The organism is Frondihabitans sp. 4ASC-45, assembly GCF_049472575.1.
Taxonomy (GTDB): domain Bacteria; phylum Actinomycetota; class Actinomycetes; order Actinomycetales; family Microbacteriaceae; genus Frondihabitans.
Genome location: NZ_JBCEBN010000009.1, coordinates 110709 through 133059, shown reverse-complemented (window position 1 = coordinate 133059; position 22351 = coordinate 110709). Strand labels below are relative to the sequence as shown.

The 22351-nt window shown below is 68.0% G+C and carries 23 protein-coding genes and 1 pseudogene; 7 read left to right on the top strand and 17 right to left on the bottom strand.

Annotated elements, in window-relative coordinates:
* The first annotated feature begins 143 nt into the window (after positions 1–143).
* The 5 genes and pseudogenes from VH571_RS14215 to VH571_RS14195 form a co-directional block, all read left to right on the top strand.
* Complete coding sequence (locus tag VH571_RS14215) at positions 144–1565, top strand: branched-chain amino acid ABC transporter permease (RefSeq protein ID WP_423265091.1); 1422 nt, start codon at positions 144–146, stop codon at positions 1563–1565.
* A gap of 12 nt (positions 1566–1577) precedes the next feature.
* Positions 1578–2564 carry a branched-chain amino acid ABC transporter permease gene (locus VH571_RS14210; RefSeq protein WP_055965080.1) on the top strand — a complete coding sequence of 329 codons (987 nt, stop codon included), beginning with the start codon at positions 1578–1580 and terminating at the stop codon, positions 2562–2564.
* A complete protein-coding gene (locus tag VH571_RS14205) occupies positions 2557–3588 on the top strand; it encodes an ABC transporter ATP-binding protein (protein WP_123939546.1) in 1032 nt (343 codons plus the stop codon). The genes VH571_RS14210 and VH571_RS14205 overlap by 8 nt, the downstream gene beginning before the upstream one ends.
* A gap of 59 nt (positions 3589–3647) precedes the next feature.
* Positions 3648–4370 (top strand): ABC transporter ATP-binding protein, encoded by a 723-nt coding sequence (locus tag VH571_RS14200; RefSeq protein WP_370275166.1) that lies wholly within the window; start codon positions 3648–3650, stop codon positions 4368–4370.
* A 169-nt stretch (positions 4371–4539) separates the two neighbouring features.
* A pseudogene (locus VH571_RS14195) lies at positions 4540–4715 on the top strand (GNAT family N-acetyltransferase); the annotation flags it as partial.
* A gap of 278 nt (positions 4716–4993) precedes the next feature.
* Here the strand turns inward: VH571_RS14195 and VH571_RS14190 are convergent.
* From VH571_RS14190 to groES, 3 genes are all read right to left on the bottom strand, one after another.
* Positions 4994–6325: an ABC transporter substrate-binding protein gene (locus VH571_RS14190; protein WP_423265090.1), complete on the bottom strand. Its 1332-nt coding sequence runs from the start codon at positions 6323–6325 to the stop codon at positions 4994–4996.
* Positions 6326–6436: 111 nt separating this feature from the next.
* Entirely contained in the window at positions 6437–7438 is a 1002-nt protein-coding gene (rarD, locus tag VH571_RS14185; RefSeq protein WP_423265089.1) for an EamA family transporter RarD, read from the bottom strand.
* 125 nt (positions 7439–7563) lie between these two features.
* Positions 7564–7860 (bottom strand): co-chaperone GroES, encoded by a 297-nt coding sequence (gene groES, locus VH571_RS14180; protein WP_055965070.1) that lies wholly within the window; start codon positions 7858–7860, stop codon positions 7564–7566.
* A 137-nt stretch (positions 7861–7997) separates the two neighbouring features.
* On the opposite strand from groES, the gene VH571_RS14175 reads away from it, so the two are divergent.
* The gene (locus VH571_RS14175) at positions 7998–9206 is read left to right on the top strand and encodes a class I SAM-dependent methyltransferase (RefSeq protein WP_423265088.1); all 1209 of its coding nucleotides are present in this window, start codon (positions 7998–8000) and stop codon (positions 9204–9206) included.
* 110 nt (positions 9207–9316) lie between these two features.
* On the opposite strand, the gene VH571_RS14170 is transcribed toward VH571_RS14175, so the two are convergent.
* The 10 genes from VH571_RS14170 to glmS all read right to left on the bottom strand — a co-directional run bounded on the left by VH571_RS14170 (position 9317) and on the right by glmS (position 17888).
* Complete coding sequence (locus tag VH571_RS14170; protein ID WP_423265087.1) at positions 9317–9508, bottom strand: hypothetical protein; 192 nt, start codon at positions 9506–9508, stop codon at positions 9317–9319.
* Positions 9505–10068 (bottom strand): DUF4190 domain-containing protein, encoded by a 564-nt coding sequence (locus VH571_RS14165; RefSeq protein WP_423265086.1) that lies wholly within the window; start codon positions 10066–10068, stop codon positions 9505–9507. Before VH571_RS14165 ends, VH571_RS14170 begins: the two co-directional genes overlap by 4 nt.
* Before the next feature lie 290 nt (positions 10069–10358).
* Positions 10359–11417 (bottom strand): tRNA (adenosine(37)-N6)-threonylcarbamoyltransferase complex transferase subunit TsaD, encoded by a 1059-nt coding sequence (tsaD, locus tag VH571_RS14160; RefSeq protein WP_423265085.1) that lies wholly within the window; start codon positions 11415–11417, stop codon positions 10359–10361.
* A complete protein-coding gene (gene rimI, locus VH571_RS14155) occupies positions 11414–11884 on the bottom strand; it encodes a ribosomal protein S18-alanine N-acetyltransferase (RefSeq protein ID WP_423265084.1) in 471 nt (156 codons plus the stop codon). Before rimI ends, tsaD begins: the two co-directional genes overlap by 4 nt.
* Positions 11881–12612: a tRNA (adenosine(37)-N6)-threonylcarbamoyltransferase complex dimerization subunit type 1 TsaB gene (tsaB, locus tag VH571_RS14150; protein ID WP_423265083.1), complete on the bottom strand. Its 732-nt coding sequence runs from the start codon at positions 12610–12612 to the stop codon at positions 11881–11883. Before tsaB ends, rimI begins: the two co-directional genes overlap by 4 nt.
* A 227-nt stretch (positions 12613–12839) precedes the next feature.
* On the bottom strand, positions 12840–13331 hold the full coding sequence (tsaE, locus tag VH571_RS14145; protein ID WP_423265122.1) for a tRNA (adenosine(37)-N6)-threonylcarbamoyltransferase complex ATPase subunit type 1 TsaE: 492 nt from the start codon (positions 13329–13331) through the stop codon (positions 12840–12842).
* Between the two features lie 35 nt (positions 13332–13366).
* Positions 13367–14545, bottom strand: a complete 1179-nt coding sequence (gene alr / locus VH571_RS14140) for an alanine racemase (RefSeq protein WP_423265082.1) — start codon at positions 14543–14545, stop codon at positions 13367–13369.
* Positions 14542–15645 (bottom strand): alanine racemase, encoded by a 1104-nt coding sequence (gene alr / locus VH571_RS14135; protein WP_423265081.1) that lies wholly within the window; start codon positions 15643–15645, stop codon positions 14542–14544. The genes alr (VH571_RS14140) and alr (VH571_RS14135) overlap by 4 nt, the downstream gene beginning before the upstream one ends.
* On the bottom strand, positions 15645–16037 hold the full coding sequence (locus VH571_RS14130) for a holo-ACP synthase (RefSeq protein ID WP_233572915.1): 393 nt from the start codon (positions 16035–16037) through the stop codon (positions 15645–15647). The genes alr (VH571_RS14135) and VH571_RS14130 overlap by 1 nt, the downstream gene beginning before the upstream one ends.
* A gap of 3 nt (positions 16038–16040) precedes the next feature.
* On the bottom strand, positions 16041–17888 hold the full coding sequence (gene glmS, locus VH571_RS14125) for a glutamine--fructose-6-phosphate transaminase (isomerizing) (protein ID WP_423265080.1): 1848 nt from the start codon (positions 17886–17888) through the stop codon (positions 16041–16043).
* A gap of 65 nt (positions 17889–17953) precedes the next feature.
* Between glmS and coaA the strand changes: the two genes are divergently transcribed.
* Positions 17954–18904: a type I pantothenate kinase gene (gene coaA / locus VH571_RS14120; RefSeq protein ID WP_055965469.1), complete on the top strand. Its 951-nt coding sequence runs from the start codon at positions 17954–17956 to the stop codon at positions 18902–18904.
* 30 nt (positions 18905–18934) lie between these two features.
* Here the strand turns inward: coaA and glmM are convergent, their stop codons facing one another.
* The 4 genes from glmM to VH571_RS14100 all read right to left on the bottom strand — a co-directional run bounded on the left by glmM (position 18935) and on the right by VH571_RS14100 (position 22350).
* Positions 18935–20305 (bottom strand): phosphoglucosamine mutase, encoded by a 1371-nt coding sequence (gene glmM, locus VH571_RS14115; protein ID WP_423265079.1) that lies wholly within the window; start codon positions 20303–20305, stop codon positions 18935–18937.
* Positions 20306–20324: 19 nt separating this feature from the next.
* The gene (rpsI, locus tag VH571_RS14110) at positions 20325–20810 is read right to left on the bottom strand and encodes a 30S ribosomal protein S9 (protein WP_055965039.1); all 486 of its coding nucleotides are present in this window, start codon (positions 20808–20810) and stop codon (positions 20325–20327) included.
* 29 nt (positions 20811–20839) lie between these two features.
* Positions 20840–21286 carry a 50S ribosomal protein L13 gene (gene rplM / locus VH571_RS14105; protein ID WP_055965036.1) on the bottom strand — a complete coding sequence of 149 codons (447 nt, stop codon included), beginning with the start codon at positions 21284–21286 and terminating at the stop codon, positions 20840–20842.
* Between the two features lie 185 nt (positions 21287–21471).
* A complete protein-coding gene (locus VH571_RS14100) occupies positions 21472–22350 on the bottom strand; it encodes a tRNA pseudouridine synthase A (protein ID WP_233572916.1) in 879 nt (292 codons plus the stop codon).
* Position 22351 lies beyond the last annotated feature (1 nt).

Here is a 22351-nt window from a genome sequence, read left to right as displayed (position 1 = left end):
GACGAGCCTAGGAACCATTTAGACTCCTGTGTCTCTACCGTGTTTTCGCGGAAACACAGCCGACACATAGGGAAAGTACTGTCAACGACGACGGCGAGCCAGACCCTCGGGGAAATGTCCGACTGGGCCGTCCAGGAGGTTCTGTGATTCTCGTGCCCACGAACACACCACCGCTCCGGAGTTCCCGCTCCCTGCGAACGCGTTCTGATACCCGATCGGGCTCCCGCTCCCGCATCCCCACCCGCCACTCGCTGGTCGTCGTGGCATCACTGCTGATGCTCGGGCTGCTGGCCAGCCTCGCCTCGCTCGTGCTCGCGCCGACCTCGGCGCAGGCGGCGACCACGACCTGTGTGGCCGATGCGACGACCGCGTGCATCCAGGGCACGCTGAAGACCAGCGACGGCAAGCCCGCCGAGGGCGTCACCATCTCGGCGAAGCCCGAGTCGGGCGATGCCCTGACCGGCACGACGAATGCGGTCGGCCGCTGGGTGATTCCGGCCAAGACGGCGGGCACCTACACCGTGTCGCTCGACGAGTCGACCCTGCCGAGCGGGCAGTTCCTGGCGAACGCCGGCACGAACGACCGCAAGGTCCAGGTGAGTCTCGGCTCGTCGGCCGGAACGCTCTTTCAGCTGACGACCACGAAGGGCGCGACCATCGACAACGCCGCGACCAACGACGTCACCTGGCAGCGCTTCGCCCAGCAGGCGGTCTCCGGGATCCGGCTCGGCCTCCTTCTGGCCCTCGCTGCCATCGGCCTCTCGCTGGTCTACGGCACGACCGGCCTCCAGAGCTTTGCCCACGGCGAGCAGGTGACGCTCGGCGGGTTGCTCGCCTACACGTTCGCGAACGTGCTGGGGCTCAACCTCATCCTCGCCGCGGTCGTCACGGTGGTGATCTCGGCGGCAACCGGGTTCTTCCAAGACGCCCTGATTTGGAAGCCGCTGCGCAAGAAGCGGCTCAGCCTGACGCAGCTCATGATCGTCACTATCGGCCTCTCCATCGCCCTGCAGTACGCCTTCCAGTACTTCTACGGCGCGGCCACGGTGCGCATCTCGACCGCCAACCCCGAGACGGTGACGATCGGCGGCGTGACGCTGACCATCCAGTCGTACGTCGCAATGGGCATCTCGATCGTCGTGCTCGCCGGCGCCGGGTTCTTCCTCCTGAAGACCCGCACCGGCCGTGCCACCCGCGCGGTCTCGGACAACCCGTCGCTCGCCGCCGCCTCGGGCATCGACGTCGACCGGATCATCCGCCTCGTGTGGACTGTCGCCGCCGGTCTCGCCGGCCTCTCGGGCGTCATGCTCGGCCTCGTGCTGAACGGGGTGAACTGGCAGACCGGTCTGCAGATCCTTCTGCTGATCTTCGCCGCGGTGACCCTCGGCGGCCTCGGCACGGCGTTCGGCGCCCTGGTCGGTTCCATGATCGTCGGCATCATCGTCGAGCTCACGAACCTCGTGCTCCCCGGTGACTTCAAGTACGCGACGGCCCTCCTCATCCTCATCCTCATCCTGCTGTTCCGGCCGCAGGGCATCTTCGGCCGCCGCGAGCGCATCGGTTAAGGGAGACAACTCATGGACTACATCGTCAATCTCTTCCAATCCCTGACCGTCCAGGCGCTTGCGCCGACGACGGCCGCCTTCGCCATCGCGGCGATCGGCCTCAACGTGCACTTCGGTTTCGCGGGTCTGCTCAACATCGGCCAGGCGGCGTTCCTGCTGCTGGGCGCCTACGGCTTCGCCATCGCGGTCGAGCGGGGTCTGCCGATCTTCGCGGCCGTCCTGGTCGCCATGCTCTGCGCGCTCGTCTTCGCGTTCATCCTCGGTCTGCCGACGCTCAAACTGCGGGGCGACTATCTCGCGATAGTCACGATCTCGGCCGCCGAGATCATCCGCATGGTCGGCCGCTCGAGCATCCTCACCGATCTCACCGGCGGATCGAACGGCATCACGGGCAACTCGTACAACGGCGCCTTCACCGCTCTCTCGCCCCTGCCGAACGGCACCACCACCATCCTGTGGTTCACGTACGACAACAACGGCGTCAACGGCTGGTGGATCCGCATCGTCGGCTGGAGCCTCGTCGCCCTCTTCCTCCTGCTGATCTGGGCTCTCGCCCGCAGCCCGTGGGGTCGCCTGCTCAAGGGCATCCGCGAAGACGAAGACGCGGTTCGCAGCCTGGGCAAGAACGTCTACAGCTACAAGCTGCAGGCGCTGGTGCTCGGCGGTGTGATCGGCGCGATCGCCGGAATCATCTACGTGCTGCCGTCGTCGGTGCAGCCGGACGGCCTCGGTCGTTCGACGACGTTCTTCATCTACACGGCGCTGCTGCTGGGTGGTGCGGCGACCGTCTTCGGCCCCGTGCTCGGCGCGATCCTGTTCTTCGTCATGCGTCTTCTCATCCAGACGCTGGCGCAGGATTTCATCCCCGACTCGATCATGGGAGCCCAGCAGACCGTGCAGTTCTCGTACGTTCTCGTCGGAATCGCACTTATGTGCCTGATCATCTTCAGACCACAGGGAATCCTGGGTAATAAGAGGGAGCTGTCGTTCAGTGTCTGAGACCACAACCAACCTGAAGCCCGGTTACGACTACGACCGCGTCGAACTTCGCAAGAAGCTCGCGACCGTCTCCGAAGAACCAGGATCCGCCAAACCGAACCCGATCCTCACCGTCGACAATGTGATCCGCAAATTCGGGGGCATGACGGCCGTCGATGTGCAGCACGTCGAGGTGCAGCGCGGCGCCATCACCGCGCTGATCGGCCCGAACGGCGCCGGTAAAACCACGTTCTTCAACCTCCTCACCGGTTTCGACAAGCCGAACTCGGCTCCGTCGCTCACCAACCGGGGCGAGGGCACCGCCCGCTGGGTCTTCGACGGCAAGGCGATGGGCGCGGTCGGCGCGGCGAAGGTCGCCAAGAGCGGCATGGTTCGCACGTTCCAGCTGACCAAGGCGCTCTCGCGCCTGACGGTGATGCAGAACATGCTCCTCGGAGCGCGCGACCAGCCGGGCGAGAACTTCTTCATTGCGATCGTCAAGCCGCTCTGGAAGAAGCGCGAGGCCGAGATCGAGGCGAAGGCCGAAGACCTGCTGCAGCGCTTCAAGCTCTACGAGAAGAAGGACGACTACGCGGGCAGCCTCTCGGGCGGCCAGCGCAAGCTCCTCGAGATGGCCCGGGCGCTCATGAGCGACCCCGAGATGATCATGCTCGACGAGCCCATGGCCGGCGTGAACCCCGCGCTGACGCAGTCGCTGCTCGGGCACATCCAGAGCCTCCGCGACGAGGGCACCACCGTCCTCTTCGTCGAGCACGACATGCACATGGTGCGGCACATCTCGGACTGGGTCATCGTCATGGCCGAGGGCAAGATCGTCGCCGAGGGCCCCGCCGACACGGTGATGGACAACCAGGCCGTGATCGACGCCTACCTCGGCGCCCACCACGACACCGACCTCGGTGACGACTCCCTCCTCACCGACGACTCACTCGAAGAGCTCGAGGCCGAGGTCAAAGAAGAGGACGCCGCCCGGGCCGAGACCGAGCACGGCGCAGACGGCAAGGCATCGGAAGGCAAAGCATGAGCATCCTCGACACCAGCACCCACAAGGGCACAGAGAAGTTCGCCGGCCAGGAGCCGATCATGCGCGCCGAGCACCTCGTCGCCGGCTATCTCCCGGGCGTCAACATCCTGAACGACTGCGACCTTGTCTGCTATCCGGGCGAGCTCATCGGAATCATCGGGCCGAACGGCGCGGGAAAGTCGACGCTGCTCAAGGCGCTGTTCGGCGGCGTCAAGATCCACTCCGGGTCGGTCACGCTCGCGGGCCGCGACATCACCAACCTGAAGGCCAACAAGCTGGTCCAGGCCGGTGTCGGGTTCGTTCCGCAGACGAACAACGTCTTCCCGTCGCTGACCATCGTCGAGAACCTCCAGATGGGCATGTTCCTCCGCCCGAAGAAGTTCGAGGAGCGCCTCGACGTCATCTTCGATCTCTTCCCCGTGCTCCGAGACCGTCGCGACCAGCGCGCCGGCTCGCTGTCGGGTGGCGAGCGTCAGAGTGTCGCCATGGCGCGAGCCCTGATGATGGACCCGAAGGTGCTGCTGCTCGATGAGCCGAGCGCCGGGCTCTCCCCCGTGCGTCAAGACGAGACCTTCATCCGCACCCGTCGCATCAACAAGGCCGGCGTTTCGGTGATCATGGTCGAGCAGAACGCCCGCCGCTGCCTGCAGATCTGCGACCGCGGCTACGTGCTCGACCAGGGCCGCAACGCCTATTCGGGCACCGGTCGCGAGCTGGCCGACGACCCGAAGGTGATCGAGCTCTACCTCGGCACCCTGGCGAAAGACGTCGACGGCGAGTAGCCCCGCCCGCCTGCCCCGAGTGGCGGCATCTGCGACTTCGGCTTCGGCCAAAGCGGCAGATGCCGCCACTCGGCATGTGGGGCGGCTCGAGGGCTGGCTGAGCGGCGGACCGCAGGATCCTGCGCTCTCGATCGTCGGCGCTGCCGTCGCGCATGCCGGCCAGCCACAGGCTGCAGGCGGACTCGGGCTGCATCGGATTCAGCCGGCACGCTCGTGCACAATGCTGCATCGCAGCAGGTTCTGCGCCGCAATGGCTTCGAAGAGTTCGGTTTCGCGCGCGACTACCTGCGCATCGCGGGACGCTGGCAGGATCACCGGCTGTTCCAGCGCATCCTGGCTGAGTGATACGGAGCGAGCCGCAGGATCCTGCCCTCCCCGCTCGTCGGCAACCTCGTCCTGAATGCAGGAGAATTCGCGCTCCGCGCCTGAACTACGGGCGGAGACGAAACTCGAAACCTGAACTCAGGATCCGAGGCGCCGCTCGCACCTGAGTCCGCCCCCGGCGCACCTGAATTCAGGTCCCCGGCCACGGCCCCGGCCTCAGCTCGCCGCACGCCATCCCGACACGCCAAAGGGCCCGGCAGGATCGCTCCCGCCGGGCCCTCTGTGTCAGGGGTGGTGAATTACTTCACGTCACCCTGGATGCTGCTCTGGTAAACCGGCTTGTTGTCTTTGTCGAACTTGTAGATGCCGATGTAGGCGCTCGACGGGTCGTTGTTCTTGTTGAACGGTCCGATACCCGAGGGGCCCGTGTACTGGATGTCCGTGCCCGCGTCGAGGAGCTTCTTGCACTCGGCGTAGGTGGTGCACTTCGTACCACCGTCGGCACCCGAGACAGCGGCCATCTTCGACTGGATCGTCGGAGCGTCGGTGCCCTTGCCGGCTTCGGCGGCGAGAGCGGTCAGGATGATTGCGTCGTACGACTCAGCGGCGTACGAGTAGTCGCTGAGCGCCTTGCCGTTGTTCGTCTTGTACCAGGTGTTGAGGCGCTTCTTGAGGCTGTCGTTCGGCTGCGCGCCGGGGATGGTGCCCTGGGCGCCCGAGAGGGTCTTGGCCTTGAAGTCTTTCGAGTAGTCGGCCGTGTTGCCGTCCGACATGTAGACGGTCGACAGGTTGGCGCCCTGCGAGACGAGCTCGGGAACGATCGACTTGGTCTCGTCGAAGGCCAGGATGACGATCGCGTCGGGCTTGGCGGCGAGCGCCGCGGTCACCTCGGACGAGAAGGTCGTCTGACCGGGAGGGAACTCCTGGCTCTTGCCCTTGCCGCCGTAGACGACCGAGCCGCCGGCTGCCTCGATGGCGGCCTGGGTCGAGTCGCGGAGGCCGGTGCCGTACGAGTCGTTGAAGACGAGGAACGCGACCTTGGCGGCACCGTCGTTGACGATGAGCTGGCCGAGAGCCGAACCCTGGACCGAGTCCGGCGGTGCGGTGCGGTAGTAGTACGACGAGTAGCCCGAGAGAGTCGACGCTGTGTTGGCGGGCGAGATCTCGATGGTGCAGCTGCCGGTGATCTGGTCGACCACGTTCAGCGTGACGCTGGACGACTCGGCGCCGAGCACGACGGAGACCTTGGCGGCCTTGAGCTTGGCGGCAGCCGCGCTCGAGACGGTGAGGTCGGTCGAGTCGCCGGAGTCGGTGGCGGTCGAGATCTCGGCGGGCTTGCCGACGACGCCGCCGGCCTTGTTGATGTCTTCGAGAGCGAGCCCGGCGCCGGCGATGGCGGGCGGTCCGAGGTACGCGAGCGAACCCGTGAGCGGCAGCATGGTGCCGATCTTCATCGCGTCAGTGCTCGGCGACGAGGGCACCTTGCAGTTGGCGGCCGGATCGGCCTTCGCGGTCGACGACGCTGACGACGTGTTGGAAGGCGTTGCCCCTGTCGAGGAACAGCCCACGAGGAGCATGGAGGCTGCCCCCATGACGGCTAGTCCCTTGAGGGCGGTGATGGATCGGATCATCCGTGAACCCTTTCTTGACGGTGGTGATGCGGCCGCGCGATGGTGCGCGGCCCAACCGTGTGAATGGGTTAGAACCTATGTGCAGATTGTTTCGACCGTGTGTTGCGGGCGTCACCTTGCGGTTTCGTTAGCAATTCGTGATGAATCACCTGCGTGCTTCTGCGGTTCGTCGGCGGCGATATCGACTGCGGGCTCGGGTCGACCGCGCCTGGCCGCACGGACGGCGTCGGTGCTGAGCACGACGAGGGCCACCCAGATGAGCGCGAATCCGATCCACCGAGCGGTCGTCATCGGTTCGTGCAGGAGGGCGACGCCGACGATCAGCTGGAGGATGGGCGCGATGTACTGCGTCAACCCCAGCGTGGAAAGGGGCAGCCGCCGTGCCGCGCTCGCGAAGAGCAGCAGCGGAACAGCCGTGATCACGCCCGTGCCGACCACCGCCACGGTCTGCAGCGTGCCCGACGAGCCGAACGCGAGGCCGCCGGTCTGCGAGGTGAAGCCGGTCGCGCTCACGACGACGAGGGCGACAGCCGCGGGCACTGCCAGCGCGAGCGTCTCGATGCTCAGGCCACTGACCGCGTCGACCCGGCCTCCGACCCTCTTCTTGATCAGACCGTAGAAGCCGAACGAGAACGCCAGGATCAGCGAGATCCACGGGAACCGGCCGTAGCCGATGGCGATCACCAGGATCGCGACGAGTGAGATGCCGACGGCCACCCACTGGAGCACCCGCAGGCGTTCGCGCAGCAGCAGCACGCCCAGCAGCACCGTCACCACCGGATTGATGAAGTAGCCGAGGGCCGCCTCGACGACGTGCCCGGAGAGCGTCGCGAAGATGAAGGTGGTCCAGTTGACGACGATGAATGCCCCGGCGAGCCCCAGTGTGCCGGCGATGCTGCGATCGCGCAGAAGGGCGACGAAACGGCCGAACGAGCGCGTGACGGCGAGGAGCACCCCGCAGAAGACGAGAGACCAGAGGATCCGCCACGCCACGATCTCGACGGCGCCTGCGGGCCGCAGAAGCAGGAAGTACACCGGCAGCACACCCCAGAGGCCGTAGGCGATGACCGCGTAGATCAGGCCGGAACGGGCGGTGCCGATGTCGTCTTTCACTGGGAAAGACTATCGACGACCTCCGTCATCGGAGGGGTTCCGGACTGCCACACCCCGGCACGGGAGCGCCAACGACGAAGGGCCCCGTCTCCAGTGAGACGGGGCCCTTCGCAGGGGGCTTCGACCTAGTGGACGATGACCGCCAGCACGTCGCGGGCCGAGAGCACCAGCAGGTCTTCACCCGAGTACTTCACCTCGGTTCCGCCGTACTTCGAGTAGATGACCTTGTCGCCGACGGCGACGTCGAGGGGAACGCGGTTTCCGTTGTCGTCGATGCGACCCGGTCCGACAGCCACGACCTCGCCCTCCTGGGGCTTCTCCTTGGCGGTGTCGGGGATCACGAGGCCGGAAGCAGTGGTCTGCTCGGCGTCGACCTGACGAATGACGATGCGATCTTCGAGCGGCTTGATGTTGACCGACACGGTTGACCTCTTCTTTCTCACAAGCGGCGTGACTCTGGAAATCTCTGGTTGGCACTTCACGCGTGTGAGTGCCAGAACAAACTCTAGAGCGTGGCTGGCACTCGGTCAATCCGAGTGCCAGGTGCGACGATGAACTCATGGAATCCTCCGAGCTCCGCGAGCTCCTCACGCCCGAGGGGCTGCGGCTGCTCGATTCGCTGCCCGCCTTCGACCAGAAAGCGGACGTGGTGTCGCAGGTCGCACGCCTCCGAAAAGCCGGCCACTCGCCCGAGCTCGTCGCCGCGGTGCTCGGCCAGTCGCGGCTGCGCGCCAAGGGTCGTGCCAAGTTCGGTGACTTCGCCGAGCGCATGCTCTTCACCGAGGCCGGGCTCGAGCAGGCCACACGCCTCGCGGTCGCCTCCACCCACGCGGGCCGCTTCCGTCGGGCGGGCGTCACCCGGGTGGCCGACCTCGGCTGCGGCATCGGCGGCGACGCCCTGGCCTTCGCGGCGCTCGAGCTGGGAGTGCTGGCCGTCGACCGCGACGAGGTGACCGCGGCCGTCGCGACCTACAACCTCGCCCCGTGGAGCGGCGCCGAGGTGCGACTGGGCGACGCCGAACAGGTGGATCTGGCGGGGGTGGACGGCGTGTTCCTGGATCCTGCGCGCCGGACGGCCGGCCACGCCAACACCTCACGAATTCAGGATCCGAGTCAGTGGTCTCCGACACTCGACACCGCGTTCGCCTTCGCTTCGCGTTTTCCGACCGGAGTGAAGCTCGGCCCCGGCGTCGACCGCGATCTGCTTCCGACCGATGCCGAATGCCAGTGGATCTCGGTCAACCGCTCGGTGGTCGAGGTCGGCGTCTGGTTCGGCGATCTGGCTCGCCCGGGCGTCGGCCGCGCGGCACTCGTCTTCGGCCCGGACGGGCCCTCCGAGATGACGGCCCCCGGAGACTCGGACGACGTCGACGTGGCCGAACTCGCGGAGTACGTCTACGAACCCGACGGCGCTGTGATCCGGGCCCGCCTGATCGGCGATCTGGCCCGGACCCTTGATGCGCATACGATCAGCCGCGACATCGCCTACCTGTCGTCGGCGACCGCTCGGGCCACTCCGTTCGCGCAGTGCTTCCGTGTGATCGAGACGTTCCCGCTCGACGAGAAGCTCCTGCGCCAGGAGCTCAAGACGCGCGGCATCGGCCGGGTAGAGATCAAGAAGCGCGGGGTCGACGTCGACCCGGCGGCGTTCCGCAAGAAGCTGCAGCTGAAGGGCGCGAACGAGGCCACACTGATCTTGACGCGAGTGGCGGGCCGACACACGGCGCTGCTCTGCGAGCGCGTGGTCGCGGCTGATCTCGGTGCCTAGCTCAGGCGATGCCTGAGATGGCCCGATCTCCCGCCGATCGGCACCACAGCCGCAGGTACGGCCATCTCGCGGCACTGCCACTCGAGGCGCCTTCGCTCACTGCGCGGCACTCAGGCCCGGACGACAACCCAGACGAGCAGGGCGACGCACGCCACGACGACGAGCGCCGCCACGGCCAGCGCAGCGATCCAGACACCGAGGATGACGCGCGTCGCCGTGGCCGGCAGGGTGCCCGGCGCACCCGGACGCACCCTGGAGCGGAGGGCAAGGAGCAGCCCGAGCCTCCAGAGGGCCGGGATCACGTGTTCGGGTAGGAGGAGGGGTCGAAGTCGCCGTTCGAGTATCCAGCCGAGAATGCAACGATCACGAGGATGATGATGCCGATCGCGACGACGACGCCTGCGATGCCGAGGATGAGGCCGGCCAGCGAGAGTCCCTTGCCGCCCTGGTTGCGCGCCTTGATCTGCCCGCGCGCGATGATCGCCAGGATGATGGCGGCGATACTCGGCAGCACGACCGGGAAGATCGTGAGCCCCGCGATGCCCGTGATCAGCGACGCGATCGCAAGCCCGTTGGTGGTCGGACGGTCGTAACCGGGCTGGCCGTACGGCTGGTACGGGTTCGGCTGCTGCTGGCCATAGGCCTGCTGGCCGTACTGCTGCTGGCCGTAAGTCGGCTGCTGACCGTACGCCGGCGGCTGCGCGTTCTGCTGGCCGTAGGTCGGCTGCTGGCCATACGTCGGCTGCTGCCCGCTCGGCTGCTGCCCGTAGGTCGGGTTCGGCTCGTACCTCGGCGGCTGCTCCGAGTCTTTCCGCGCCTGGTCGTCGGCGGAAGGACGGTCGTGTGAGTTGTTGTCGGTCATGGTGACTAGCTCCGGTCTGTGATCGCGGCCGTGGGTCGTTCATCCCCGACAGTACCCGCCGCCAGGCAGAGGGTGGAGGCCCCAAAAGGAGTCTCCGCCACCGCCGACAGCTCCGGTCTGACTCGCCCCGGCCTCACCTGACCCGATCGTCAACAATTTGAGAGCGATCCGTTCGGCGCCTCCCACAAGCACGGAGAAAAATGGGGCGACGACCAGAAATCACTCTCAAATTGCCGAGATCACCTAGAGCGCCCTAGCCGACCCACCCGCACGCACGCACGCAACGGGCGTCAGCTGGCCTGCGCGCTCGTCACCGGCAACGTCGAGTCAGCGCCGAAGCCGAGGGGGCTGGGCGCCCGCCCGCGCGACGCCAGCTCAGCGCCGAGAGCCGCGATCATGGCGCCGTTGTCGGTGCAGAGGGCGAGCGGTGGGATCCTGAGTTCGATTCCCGCCGCAGCGCACCGCTCAGCCGCGACCTGGCGCACGCGCGCGTTGGCGACGACACCGCCGCCGAGCAGGAGGCGCGGCACGCCGAGTTCGGCGCATGCGGCGAGCGCCTTCGTCAGCAGCACGTCGACGACGGCCTCTCGGAAACTGGCGGCGACGTCGGCGGTCGGCACGTCGGATCCTGCGTTCTGGAGCTTTTCGACGTGCCTGGCGACCGCCGTCTTGAGGCCCGAGAACGAGAAGTCGTAGCGGTGCTGAGCCAGGTCTTTCGGCAGGGTGAGCCCGCGTGGAAAGCGGATCGCCTTCGGGTCGCCATCGGTCGCCACCCGATCGATCTGCGGCCCTCCGGGGTAGGGCAGCCCGAGCAGGCGCGCGACCTTGTCGAAGGCCTCGCCGGCCGCGTCGTCGATCGTCTCGCCGAGCAGTTCGACGTCGTCGAGCAGGTCGCGCACGTGCAGCAGCGACGTGTGTCCGCCGCTGACCAGCAGGGCGATGGTGGGGAGTTCGATCTCGCTGCCATCGTCTCGCAGCACATCGGCGCCGACGTGTCCGACGAGATGGTTGACGGCGTACAGGGGCTTGCCTGCGCCGAGCGCCAGCGCTTTCGCCGCTCCGACGCCGACCATGAGTGCTCCGGCGAGGCCCGGGCCGCTCGTCACCGCGATGGCGTCGAGGTCGTCCAGTGTGACGCCGGCTTCGGCGAGCGCGGCCTCGAGCGTCGGTTGCAGTGCTTCGAGGTGGGCCCTCGCCGCGATCTCGGGCACGACTCCGCCATAGCGCGCGTGCTCGTCCATCGACGACGCGATGACGTTGGCCAGCAGGGTGCGGCCGCGCACGATGCCGATTCCGGTCTCGTCGCAGCTCGTCTCGATGCCGAGCACGAGGGGGTCGGTGGCGCTCATTCGGCTTGCTCCAGGTCTTTCTTCATCACGAGGGCGTCGACGCCGTCGGGCATGTAATAGCGGGGGCGGACGGCGATCCCCTCGAAGCCGAGCGACTCGTAGAGGGCCTGCGCGCCGGGGTTGTCGACGCGCACCTCGAGGAACGTCTCGCGGGCGCCGCGCTCCACCGCCTCGGCGAGGAGACGGTTCATCAGGGCGCGAGCGATCCCCTGTCGCCGGGCCTCGGGCGCCACCGCGATCGTCTGCACGTCCGACTCCGGCGCCCCCCGAGGCGAGAGCAGCCCGGCGTAGCCGACCACACCCTCGCCCTGCTCGGCGATCAGATAGAAGCCCTGCGGATTCGCCAGCTCGGCATCCATCAGCTCGGGGCTCCAGGCGTCGTTCACGAACAGCGCCGTCTCGAGCGCCATGATCGCGTCGAGGTCGTCGGCCACGGCACGCCGGTAGACCGGTTCGGCGTTCGTCACGAGACCCTCTTGGGCGCGCCCGGAACGGTCACGTCGGGCGAGCGCAGGTAGAGCGGCTCGTCGCGGGCGAACGGACGCCCTGCGGCGAACAGCACCTCGCCGAGCATGCCCAGGGCGGCGGCCGACACGGGAGTGGAGGTCGGGTCGGTTCGCGTCGCCTCGGCGACGAAGGCCGAACCGCAGGATCCGGCGACAGCCTCATCGAGCTCAGCGGGGCGGGCCAGCCCGGGCGCTGCCAGCCGCACCGGCAGCCCGGCGCCGTCGAGTCCCCTGAACGCGCTCCAGTACAGCTCGCGGCGTCGCGCGTCGGTGATCACGAGAAGGGGGGCGACGGCCTCGGGTGCTGCGGGCTCGGGTGCTGCGGTTTCGGAGGCGGCGGGGTCGGGTGCTGCGCCGCTGATCGCCAGGGCCAGCCCTCCGAGCCGCTCGAACGCGATGGCGTCGTGGCTGATGAGCGGCAGGCAGGGCTTGCCCGCTCCGAACGCGAATGCTCGCGCGGCCGCGATGCCGACCCGCAGCCCGGTGAAGGGCCCCGGGCCCATGCCTGCGACGACGGCGCTGAGCTCGTCCGGAGCGACGCCAGCCGCATCGAGGCAGAACGCGATCGACTCGCCGATGACCTCGGCGTGGCGGCGCGTATCGAGCTCGGTCACCTCGGCGAGCACGCCGCCGTCGCGGTCGACCACCGCCACCGAGGTTCCTGACGACGTGTCGATGGCGAGAAGCATCTGTCAACTGTATTCGCCCACGATGCGGACAAGGCACCACGGATCCTGATGGTGCCGAGTCCGCATCATGGGCCCGCCCGGCCTCCCCGCACCCCGATCTGATTCGCCGGTGGCGGCACCTCCTCAGAGACGTTTTGCGCGGCATCAAATTTGACCGCGCGCAAAACGCCTCCACGGAGGTGCCCACGCCCGCGTCGATGCCCCCGCCCTGCTAAACCTCCGGCCACTCAGCCCAGCGAAACTCCGTGCCAGCGGGGCCCGTGCGCTTCGACGACCACGTGACGCGGCTCGTCCGGCACCTCAGAGGCGTCGATCGCGTCGAGGCCCGCATCATCCGCGTCACCAACACCAACACCAGCCCCAGCACCCACGGGCCGCGAGATCTTCACGTCCAGCCACGACGACGCCACACCGTCGAGCAGCCCGGCACCCCACTCCACGACCACCACTGACGCGTCGTAGTCGATGTCGAGGTCGTCTAGCTCGGCCGCCGAACCCAGGCGATACGCGTCGACGTGCACGAGCGGTACTCCGCCCGGGGTGAGCGACGGGTGAGTCCGCGCGAGCACGAACGTCGGCGAGGCCACCTGACCCCGCACCCCGAGACCGCGGCCAAGACCACGCGTCATCGTCGTCTTCCCGGCTCCGAGCGGCCCGGTCAGCACGAGCAGGTCTCCGGCCCGAAGCAACGCGGCCAGGCGCAGGCCGAAACCCTCCATGGCGGTTGCATCGGCCACAGGGCCGTCGAACAGGATCACACGTACACCCGTGGCACCCGCGCCCCGATCGAGCAGCACACCTCTTCGCCGATCGTTCCGATCAGGTCGGCCCACTCCCCCACCGTCAGTTCGTTCTGCGAGCCCGAGCCGAACAGCGTGACCTCGTCGCCGACCGACACCTCGTCGTCGCCGACGTCGATCAAGAACTGGTCCATGGCGACCCGGCCCACGATCGGGTACCGCTTGCCGTTCAGCGCGATCGTCACCCCGTGCTGCGCCCGCCGCGAGATGCCGTCGGCGTAGCCGACCGGCACGAGAGCGAGCGTCGTGTCTTTCGGAGCGACGAACGTGTAGTCGTACGAGACGCCCGTCCCGGCGGCCACGCGCTTCACCCGCGAGACCCGAGCCTGCAGCGTCATCACCGGGGTGAGTCCGCGGTCGGAGGCCGAGACGCCATCCGTGACCGGGATCCCATACGTGTTCGACCCCATCCGCACCATGTCGAGCCGCAGTTCGGGGCGCTCCATCCCCGCGCTCGACGCCGTCAGATGCCTCAGTTCGAAACGCGCACCGAGCTCGTGGGCCCGCTCGATCGACTCGGACAGCAGCAGGGCCGAGTCAGTGTCTTCGTCGTCGGAGGCCTCCGCCAGGTGCGAGTACACCCCTCGAAGCTCCAGGATCCCCCGGCCCGCCAGTTCGACAGCGCGCGTCACGACGGCGTCCCAGTCGTTCTGCAGCACTCCGTCGCGGTGCAGGCCGGTGTCGACGTTCAAGTGCACCCGGGCGGGCTCGACCGAGCGCCCCTCGGTGGCGTCGGGCGCGGCAGCCTCGGCGATCGCCTCGACGGCCCGCGCCACCGCGTCGAGCTGCGCGACCGACGACAGCCCCAGGTCGATCTTCTCGGCGACGGCTCGCTCGAAGGTCTCCGACGCGGCGAACTGCCACGCGAAGACGGCGATCTCGGGGCCGATCCCCGAGGCACGCAACTCGTGCGCGTTCTCGAGACTCAAGGATCCGAGCCACGTCACCCCGGCAGCCACGGCCGCCGCCGCGACGTGTGTCGCGCCGTGTCCGTATCCGTCCGCCTTCACCACGGCCATCAGCTCGGCCGGCGCTACGAGCTCGCGCAGGCGCGCGACGTTGCTCCGGTAGGCGCCGAGGTCGATGGTCGCGCGTCGCAGCCACGGTGTCTCGGCGGGTGAGACCTCGCTCATCGGTAGCTCCTCGGCAGTCGCGGTGACAGTCGCGCCACGACCTCATAGTTGATGGTTCCCGTCGATTCGGCCCAATCGAATGCGGTGGGATGCCCGACCGTCGCGTCGCCGAACAGGATCGCCTCGTCGCCGAGGTGCACGGCCGCACCGGCATCCGTCGGCTCGGGCCCGATGTCGACCGTCATCGAGTTCATGGCGATGCGGCCCACGACGGGTCGCAGTTCGCCGCCGATCAGGGCGAACGCACGGTTGCCCGCGTGCCGCTCGATGCCGTCGGCGTAACCGAGCGGAAGGAGCGCGAGTCGGGTGTCGCGCTCGGCACGCCAGGTGTAGCCGTACGAGGTGCCCTCGCCGGCCGCCACCTCTTTGATGCCGATCACCGGGGCCGACAGGGTCAGTGCCGAGCGGAGGCCGAGGTCGCCGGGTGAACGGTCGGCGAAGGGTGACAGGCCATATGACGCGAGGCCGATGCGCACCATCGTGATCCGCGACGCCCCGTACGACACGGAGGCCGCGGAGGCGGCGAGGTGCTGCAACGGCGGCGTGATGCCTCGCTCGCCGAGCATGCCGGCGGCGGTGACGAACGACGCCATCTGGTGCCCGTCCTCCTGCGGCGAGGTGTTCGACAGGTGGCTCATGACGCCCTCGACCGTAATGCGGTCGCGGAGTTCGGCCGCCCGGTCGAAGAGCGCCGGCCATTCCGACTCCACCGCGCCGTTGCGACTCAGCCCGGTGTCGAGGCACAGGTGCACGCGGGGCACGCCGGCCGCGACGCAGGCTTCGAGCTGCGCGAGGTCGGAGATGCCCGGGGTGATGTCGTGCTGCACGGCGCGCTCGAACGTCTCGCCGGGGGCGTGCAGCCAGGCGAGTATCGGCAGTTTCACCCCGCCGGCACGAAGCGCTGTGGCCTCGTCGAGGTCGACAACACCGAGCCAGTCGACGCCGGCGTCTTCGAAGGCGAGCGCGCACGCGACGGCGCCGTGCCCGTAAGCATTGGCTTTCACGACCGTCATCACCTTGGCGGGAGCGACCGCCGCACGGAGCACCTGGACGTTCTGGCGCAGAGCCGCTGTATCGATCGAGACGAGTGGGCCACGCATCAGCCGTCGGATCCTTGTCGTGTTGTCTGCTCGGCGACCACGAAGGCGGTCGCGATGCCGGCGTCGTGACTGAGCGAGAGATGGATTTCGTCGGCTCCGCGGGAGGCGGCGAGCGCCGCAGCCCCGCCGCTGAGCTGCAGGGAGGGCGCCCGCTGGTCGTCGGCCCCCACGACCATGTCGTGCCAGAAGACTCCTGCCGAACCGCCGAGCGCCTTGATGAGCGCCTCTTTCGCCGCGAACCGGGCCGCGAGAGACTCGATCGCCCGCGGCTCGCCGTTTCGCACCAGTTCGGAGTCGCTGAAGAGTCGCCACCGCAGTTTCGGGGTCCGCTCGAGCGCACGCCCGAAGCGTGCGACGTCGACCACGTCGACCCCGATCCCGACGATGGCCACCGCTTACTCGACCGTGACGCTCTTGGCCAGGTTGCGGGGCTGGTCGACGTCGAGCCCCTTGGCGGCTGCGAGCTCCATGCCGAAAATGTGCAGGGGCACCACGGCGAGCAGCGACTCGAACAGCGGGGCCGCGAGCGGAATGTGCAGCACCTCGTCGGCGAAGGGCAGCACGGCGGCGTCGCCCTCTTCGGCGATGGCGATGACGCGAGCGCCCCGAGCCCGGATCTCTTGGATGTTCGAGACGACCTTGGGGTGCAGCGAGCGCGGGTCGCGGGGCGACGGGACGATCACGAAGACGATCTGGCCCGGCTCGATCAGCGCGATGGGGCCGTGCTTCAGCTCACCGGCCGCGAAGCCCTCGGCGTGGATGTACGCCAGCTCTTTGAGCTTAAGGGCTCCCTCGAGAGCGATGGGGTAGCCGACGTGACGGCCGAGGAACAGCACGGAGCGGGTATCCGCCATCCAGCCGGCCAGCGTCTTGATCCGCTCACCGGTCTCCAGCACGCGCGAGATCTTCTCCGGGATCGCCTTGAGGTCGTCGACCTGCTCGGCGATCTCGGCGCTCGTCATGGTGCCGCGGATCGTCGCGAGGTGGAGGCCGAGCAGGAACAGCGCGGTGCCCTGGGCGACGAACGCCTTGGTCGACGCCACCGCGACCTCCGGGCCGGCGTGCGTGTAGATGACGGCGTCGCTCTCGCGCGGGATGGTCGCACCCTGCGTGTTGCAGATCGACAGCACCTGGGCGCCCTGCTCGCGGGCGTACTTGACGGCCATCAGGGTGTCCATCGTCTCGCCGGACTGGCTGATCGAGACGACGAGGGTCTGCGCGTCGAGCACGGGGTCGCGGTAGCGGAACTCGTGCGCGAGCTCGACCTCGACGGGGAGGCGCGACCACTGCTCGATGGCGTACTTGCCGAGGATCCCGGCATACGCCGCAGTACCGCACGCGATGATGATCAGACGGTTCACGGTCAGCAGGCGGTCTTTGATCGCGTCGAGGTCATCGAGGTGCACGGCCCCGTCGACGGCGCGTCCGAGCAGCGTGTTCGCCACGGCCTCGGGCTCTTCGCTGATCTCTTTCGCCATGAAGCTCGACCAGCCACCCTTTTCGGCCGCCTTGGCGTCCCAGGTGATCTCGAACTCGCTCGCCTCGACGGGGTTGCCCTCGAAGTCGACGACGTTGACGGCCTCGGACGAGATCGTCACGATCTGGTCTTGCCCGATCGCCATGGCGCGGTGAGTGAACTCGACGAACGCGGCCACGTCGGAGCCGAGGAAGTTCTCGCCGTCGCCGAGCCCGATCACGAGCGGCGAGTTGCGGCGGGCACCGACGACGACGCCGGGCTGGTCGGCGTGCACGACGAGGAGCGTGAACGCGCCCTCGAGCCGCTGCACGACCGCGCGGAGAGCCTCGGTGAGGTCGCCCGAACGGCGGTACTCCCGGGCGACGAGGTGCGCCGCGACCTCGGAGTCGGTCTCGCTCGCGAACTGGACGCCCTCGAGCAGCAGCTCTTCTTTCAGCTCGGAGAAGTTCTCGATGATCCCGTTGTGGATCAGCGCGAGCCGGCCGCCGTCGGAGAGGTGCGGGTGCGCGTTCTCATCGGTCGGGCCGCCGTGGGTGGCCCAGCGCGTGTGCCCGATTCCGGTGGTGCCGTCTCGGAGCGGAGCCGCCTCGAGGTCGTCCACCAGCATCTGCAGCTTGCCGGCTTTCTTGCGCATGCCGAGCTCTCCGTCGGCGTCGACGATGGCGATTCCTGCCGAGTCGTAGCCGCGGTACTCAAGCCGCTTCAATCCGCCGAGAAGTACCTCGACGCTCTTGTCCGTTCCGACGTAACCCACGATGCCACACATGCGAGCCAGCCTATTCGACCGTGCCCGTGCACCTCGTCCGCCTCGCGATGGATAGCCTGTACCGCATGGCCGATGCGACCACCGCCGCTCCTCCCACCCATCCCACGCCGTTTGTCGAGATCGACCGTGCGGACTGGGCTGCCCTCGCGCCCGTGGCGAAGAATCCGCTGACAGAGACGGAGCTCGTGCAGCTCCGGGGGCTCGGCGATCGGCTCGATCTGCAGGAGGTCAGCGACGTCTACGTTCCGCTGAGCCGCCTGCTCAACCTCTACGCCGGCGGTGCGCGCAACCTGCACCGGGCCACCAGCGACTTCCTCGGCGAGCGCGCGCAGCGCACCCCCTTCGTCATCGGGGTCGCCGGCTCCGTCGCCGTCGGCAAGTCGACGGTCGCGCGTCTGCTCCGCGAACTGCTGTCGCGGTGGAGCGACACCCCCCGCGTCGAGCTGATCACCACCGACGGGTTCCTCTACCCCAACGCCGAGCTCGAGCGCCGCGGCATCATGGACCGAAAGGGCTTCCCCGAGTCGTACGACCGCCGCGCACTCCTGAAGTTCGTAACGAACGTCAAGAGCGGGGCCGAAGAGGTGCGGGCGCCGTTCTACTCGCACATCGAGTACGACATCGTGCCGGGGGCCGAGGTGGTCGTCCGCCGCCCCGACATCCTCATCGTCGAGGGCCTCAACGTGCTCCAGCCGCCGATCGGCGGTCGCCTCGCGCTCTCCGACCTGTTCGACTTCACGGTCTACGTCGACGCTCGCACGCACGACATCGAGAACTGGTTCGTCGAGCGCTTCCGATCACTGCGCGAGGGCGCGTTCAGCCAGGAAGACTCGTTCTTCCACCGGTTCGCGGCCATCCCGGAGGCGGAGGCGCTCGAATTCGCACGCCAGGTGTGGCGCAGCGTCAACGAGCCGAACCTCAAGCAGAACGTTCAACCGACGAGATCTCGCGCGACACTCGTGCTTCGCAAGGGCGCCGACCACAAGGTGTCGAGCGTGCTCCTCCGCAAGATCTGACGACAGAACCGAAGGATCCGGCGGCACGCCCTACGCGGCCGCAGTAGCCAGGCGCTCCCGCACGATCTCCGCGAGCGAGTGCGCGATCCGGTCAGCGTCGTCTTGGGATGCCGCCTCGACCATCACGCGCACGAGCTGCTCGGTGCCGGACGGGCGCAGCAGCACGCGTCCGGAATCGCCGAGTTCGCGCTCCGCGGCCACGACTGCCTTGTCGATGACCTCGTCGCCGGTGAGGCGGGTCCGGTCGACGCCGCGCACGTTGATGAGAATCTGCGGGAACACGGTCATGACCGAGGCCAGCTCGGCGAGTGACTTGCCGGTGCGAGCCATCTCGGCCACGATCGAGAGCCCGGTCAGGATCCCGTCACCCGTCGTGGCGTGATCGGCGAACACGATATGCCCCGACTGCTCGCCGCCGAGGTTGTAGCCGTGCTCGTTCATCGCCTCGAGCACGTAGCGGTCGCCCACCCCGGTCTCGACCATGGCAATGCCGTTGGCGGCCATGGCGCGTTTCAGACCCAGGTTCGACATGACCGTCGCGACGAGCGTGTCATGCACGAGGTCGCCGCGCTCTTTCATTGCGACGGCGAGGATCGCCATGATCTGGTCGCCGTCGACCACGTTGCCGTCGGCGTCGACCGCGAGGCAGCGATCAGCGTCGCCGTCGTGCGCGATGCCGACGTCGGCCCCGTGCTCGAGGACTGCGGCCGCCAGGTTGTCGAGGTGGGTGGAGCCCACACCGTCGTTGATGTTCATGCCGTCGGGGTCTGCCCCGATGACGGTGACTTTGGCGCCCAGATCGTGGAAGACCTCGGGCGAGACGCCGGCTGCGGCGCCGTGGGCGCAGTCGAGCACGACGTGGATGCCGTCGAGCCGGTTCTTCACGGCTCCGAGCAGATGCACGACGTAGCGGTCTTCGGCGTCCGCGAAGCGGCGGATCCTGCCCACGTCGCCACCCACCGGCATCAGCCGCGGGGCGTCCATGGTCGCTTCGATCCGGTCTTCGACCTCGTCGGGAAGCTTGGTTCCTCCGAACGCGAAGAACTTGATGCCGTTGTCGGGTGCGGGATTGTGCGAGGCACTGATCATCACACCGAAATCGGCCCTCGCGTCGTCGACGAGGAACGCTGCGGCGGGGGTGGTGATCACTCCGGCGTCGAGCACGTCGACGCCAGAGGAAGCAAGACCGGCGGCAACCGCAGCGGCCAAGAATTCGCCCGAGACACGGGGATCGCGCGCGAGGACGGCCGTGGGGCGGCGGCCCTCCGCGCGGCGGGCATCGGCGTGATGCCCGCGAGTGAGCACGACCGCGCTCGCCTGGGCAAGACCCAGGGCGAGCGCGGCCGTCAGCTCACGGTTGGCAAGGCCCCGAACTCCGTCGGTTCCGAAAAGTCGCGTCATCGCGAAGCCTCGCCAGGTGTTAGCGCTTGGAGAACTGAGGAGCCTTACGGGCCTTCTTGAGACCAGCCTTCTTGCGCTCCTTGACGCGAGCGTCGCGGCTGAGGAAGCCCGCCTTCTTCAGCTCGGCGCGGTTGTTCTCTTCGTCGATCTCGTTCAGCGTGCGGCTGATGCCGAGGCGGAGGGCACCGGCCTGACCCGAGGGGCCACCACCGGAGATCTTCGCGACGACGTCGTACGAGCCGAGCAGGTCGAGGACCTTGAACGGGTCGTTGATCAGCTGCTGGTGCAGCTTGTTGGGGAAGTACTCCTCGAGCGTACGGCCGTTGACGGTGATGACACCGGTGCCGGGCGTGAGGCGCACGCGGGCGATGGCCTGCTTGCGACGACCGACGGCGCCGCCGCCGACGGTGAGGACGGGGCGAGGGGCGGCCGCGGCAACCGGGGCTGCGCTCTCGGTCGTGAAGCTCTCGGGGGTGGATTCGATGGAATCGGCGATGCTTGCCACTGTAGGGATCCTTAAGTCTTCAGCGGTCGCTACTGGGCGACCTGGTCGAGGGTGTACACCGTGGGCTTCTGAGCGGCGTGAGGGTGCTCAGGGCCCGCGTACACCTTCAGCTTCGAGATCTGGGCACGGCCCAGCGAGTTCTTCGGCAGCATGCCGCGGATCGCCTTCTCGACGGCGCGAGTCGGGTGCTTCTCGAGCATCTCGGCGTAGGTCTGAGCGCGGAGGCCGCCCGGGTAACCCGAGTGGCGGTAGGCGAGCTTCGTCTGAAGCTTGGAGCCGGTCAGTGCGACCTTCTCGGCGTTGATGACGATGACGAAGTCGCCCATGTCCATGTGCGGAGCAAAGGTCGGCTTGTGCTTGCCACGGAGGAGTGCGGCAACGTGGCTGGCGAGACGGCCGAGAACGATGTCGTTCGCGTCGATGATCAGCCACTCCGGCTGAACATCAGCCGGCTTGGGGGAGAAAGTGCGCGTCACAGTAGTGCTGCTTTCTGGTCGAGGTGAGAGGTTCGTGAATCCCGCTCCGTTGCCATTCACTCGCGATGCGAGACGAATGAGTCAGGTGGAGGGCTCAACTTCGGGTGAAGCGCGCAGTTGCGCAGACACCAAGGGTATACGTTACAGGATCCGACAACACCCGGCAAGCGGGCCGGTCGCGTCCGTCACATGGCCTCGCGCTTCGAGCGGGTGAGGGCCGCTCGCGAGGCGAACTCCGCTTCGTCGGGGTAGGCGACGTGCATCAGAGTGAGGCCGTTGGCCGCGGCGACCTTGAACTGGCCCTTGCGGGCGCGGGAGTCTCGGATCCTGACCACGTCGTCGACCTCGAGGCGGCCCTCGCCGACGGCGAGCGTCGCACCGACCAGCGACCGCACCATGCTGTGGCAGAAGGCGTCGGCTCGCACGCGGGCGACGAGGATCCCATCCGGGTCGCGTCGCCAGTGGAATGCCTCCAGTGTGCGGATGGTCGTCGCGCCATCGCGTTGCTGACAGTACGCCGCCCAATCTTCCAAGCCGAGGAGCGAGAGGGCTGCTGCGTTCATCCGGTCGACGTCGACCGTCGCGTCGAACCACAGTGTGTCGAGGCGGCGGATCGGATGCCGAGGGCCCGAGAGATCCGACACCCGGTACTCGTATTCGCGCCAGAGGGCCGAGTAGCGAGCGTCGAAGGTGCGGGGCACGATCGTGGCGTCCGTGACGTGGAGGTCGCCCTCCGCGCCCGCCAGACCGTTGATCCGACGTCCGAGTCGCATGGCGGGCGGATACGGGGGGTATTTGGTGCGGTTGCGATGCGCCACCGACAGAAAGGCGAACTGCTCGGGTGTGAGATCGAGGTGCACGACCTGGCCGATGGCGTGGACGCCCGTGTCGGTGCGACCGGCCACGATCAGTCGAGGCGCCGGAAGGTAGCGCTGCAGCGTGATCTCGAGAGCCCGGGTGAGCTCACCCTCGACCGTGCGGAGGCCCGGCTGGGTGCTCCAGCCATTGAAGGCGGTCCCGTCGTAAGAGACGTCGAGGCGGATCCTTGTCATCTCGTCGCTCACG

Bases quoted from the DNA above. Each gene is read 5' to 3' on its own strand.
- tsaE (WP_423265122.1), bottom strand. From the start codon at position 13,331: ATGGAGGGTTTCGGCCTGCGCCTGGCCGCGTTGCTTCGGGCCGGAGAC.
- alr (WP_423265081.1), bottom strand. From the start codon at position 15,645: ATGCGTGGCCCACTCGTCTCGATCGATACAGCGGCTCTGCGCCAGAAC.
- VH571_RS14190 (WP_423265090.1), bottom strand. From the start codon at position 6,325: ATGATCCGATCCATCACCGCCCTCAAGGGACTAGCCGTCATGGGGGCA.
- alr (WP_423265082.1), bottom strand. From the start codon at position 14,545: ATGAGCGAGGTCTCACCCGCCGAGACACCGTGGCTGCGACGCGCGACC.
- VH571_RS14200 (WP_370275166.1), top strand. From the start codon at position 3,648: ATGCGCGCCGAGCACCTCGTCGCCGGCTATCTCCCGGGCGTCAACATC.
- tsaD (WP_423265085.1), bottom strand. From the start codon at position 11,417: ATGAGCGCCACCGACCCCCTCGTGCTCGGCATCGAGACGAGCTGCGAC.
- glmM (WP_423265079.1), bottom strand. From the start codon at position 20,305: ATGACGCGACTTTTCGGAACCGACGGAGTTCGGGGCCTTGCCAACCGT.
- VH571_RS14210 (WP_055965080.1), top strand. From the start codon at position 1,578: ATGGACTACATCGTCAATCTCTTCCAATCCCTGACCGTCCAGGCGCTT.
- tsaB (WP_423265083.1), bottom strand. From the start codon at position 12,612: ATGCTTCTCGCCATCGACACGTCGTCAGGAACCTCGGTGGCGGTGGTC.
- VH571_RS14175 (WP_423265088.1), top strand. From the start codon at position 7,998: ATGGAATCCTCCGAGCTCCGCGAGCTCCTCACGCCCGAGGGGCTGCGG.
- VH571_RS14165 (WP_423265086.1), bottom strand. From the start codon at position 10,068: ATGACCGACAACAACTCACACGACCGTCCTTCCGCCGACGACCAGGCG.
- coaA (WP_055965469.1), top strand. From the start codon at position 17,954: ATGGCCGATGCGACCACCGCCGCTCCTCCCACCCATCCCACGCCGTTT.
- glmS (WP_423265080.1), bottom strand. From the start codon at position 17,888: ATGTGTGGCATCGTGGGTTACGTCGGAACGGACAAGAGCGTCGAGGTA.